The following is a 1,696-nucleotide window of genomic DNA, read 5'->3' on the forward strand; positions in this document are numbered from 1 at the left end:
GTCCTGGGACCGGGACATCGACGCCCTCGAAGCCGAACTGCTCGCCGCCCGGCAGCCCGTCCGCGACGTCGCCCTGCCCGCCTCCCTCACCGCCTCGCAGCTCCTGCGGCTCGCCGCCGATCCCGGGGAGTTCACGCGGGAGCTGGCCCGGCCCATGCCCCGTCCGCCGATGCCCGCCGCGCGGCGCGGGACGCGGTTCCACGCCTGGGTCGAGTCGCGGTTCGAGGCCCTGCCGCTGCCCATGCTCGGCCCCGACGAGCTGCCCGGCGGCGCGGAGGACGCCCCGGAGATCGCCGACGAGCGGGAGCTGGCCGCGCTCAAGGAGGCGTTCGAGCGGTCCCCGTACGCCCAGCGCACCCCGTACCGCCTGGAGGCCCCCTTCCAGATCGGCCTCGCCGGCCGCCTCGTCCGCGGGCGCATCGACGCCGTGTACCGCGCGCCCGGCGGCGGCTACGAGATCGTCGACTGGAAGACCGGCCGCAGCGGCAGCGCCGACCCCCTCCAGCTCGCCGTCTACCGCCTCGCCTGGGCCGAGCAGGAGCGGCTGCCGCTCGCCGACGTCACCGCCGCCTTCCTCTACGTACGCACCGGGGAGATCGTGCGTCCCGCCACACTGCCGGGCAGAGCGGAGCTTGAGGCCCTGCTGTCCGGCCGGACGGATTAGGCTCGGGGGCATGAGCATCACCCCCGGCAGCGTCGCCGACCCTTCGGTGTACCTGCGGGACGAGCGCGCGGGGGCCGTGTGCGGCGCGGCGGAAGGGGAGCAGCAGTGACCACGGGCATCGACCGGGCGGCCTCAGGGCCGGTCTCCTTCACGGCGGACAGCGGCGTCGACCGCGCCGCCCACCACCGCATCGACGAGGCGTGGCTGGCGGCCGCCTGGAGCCATCCGACGACCCGCGTCTTCGTGGTCTGCGAGGGGCAGGTGCTCATCGACGACACCGCGGAAGGCGGCACGCAGCTGGTCACGACGCCCGCGTTCGAGGCCCCGCCGACCGAGCAGCACCGCTACTTCCTCGGCACCGATTCCGGCGGCGTGCGCTACTTCGCGCTGCAGAAGGACTCGCTGCCCGGCCGCATGGACGACACCGCGCGCCCCGCGGGGCTGCGCGAGGCGGGGCTGCTGCTCTCGGAGCAGGACGCCGGGCTGATGGTGCACGCCGTCGCGCTGGAGAACTGGCAGCGGCTGCACCGCTTCTGCTCGCGCTGCGGTGAGCGTACGGTCATCGCCGCCGCGGGCCATATCCGCCGCTGCCCGGCGTGCGGCGCGGAGCACTACCCGCGGACGGACCCCGCCGTGATCATGGCCGTGACGGACCCGGAGGACCGGATCCTGCTGGGCCGCCAGGTGCACTGGCCGGAGGGGCGCTTCTCGACGCTCGCGGGCTTCGTCGAGCCCGGCGAGTCGCTGGAGCACGCGGTGCGGCGGGAGGTCTTCGAGGAGGCGGGGGTGGTGGTCGGCGACGTGGAGTACGTGGCCAGCCAGCCGTGGCCGTTCCCGTCGAGCCTGATGGTGGGCTTCCTCGCGCGCGCGGCGGACGCCGAGGGCGCGCAGATCCGGGTGGACGGCGAGGAGCTGCACGAGGCGCGCTGGTTCTCGCGCGAGGAGCTGGGCGCCGCGTACGAGACGGGCGAGGTGCTGCCGCCGTACGGGATCTCGATCGCGGGGCGGCTGATCGAGCTGTGGTACGGCTCG

At 75.1% G+C, this 1,696-nt stretch carries 2 protein-coding genes; both read left to right on the forward strand.

Annotated elements, in window-relative coordinates:
• On the forward strand, nucleotides 1–664 hold a 664-nt coding region (locus H5J30_RS31575), incomplete at its 5' end, for a PD-(D/E)XK nuclease family protein (RefSeq protein WP_181790991.1).
• Between the two features lie 105 nt (nucleotides 665–769).
• Nucleotides 770–1,696: NAD(+) diphosphatase (gene nudC / locus H5J30_RS31580; protein ID WP_181790993.1), on the forward strand; the 927-nt coding region annotated here is incomplete at its 3' end.

This window comes from Streptomyces phytophilus (genome assembly GCF_013870535.1).
Lineage (GTDB): Bacteria > Actinomycetota > Actinomycetes > Streptomycetales > Streptomycetaceae > Streptomyces > Streptomyces phytophilus.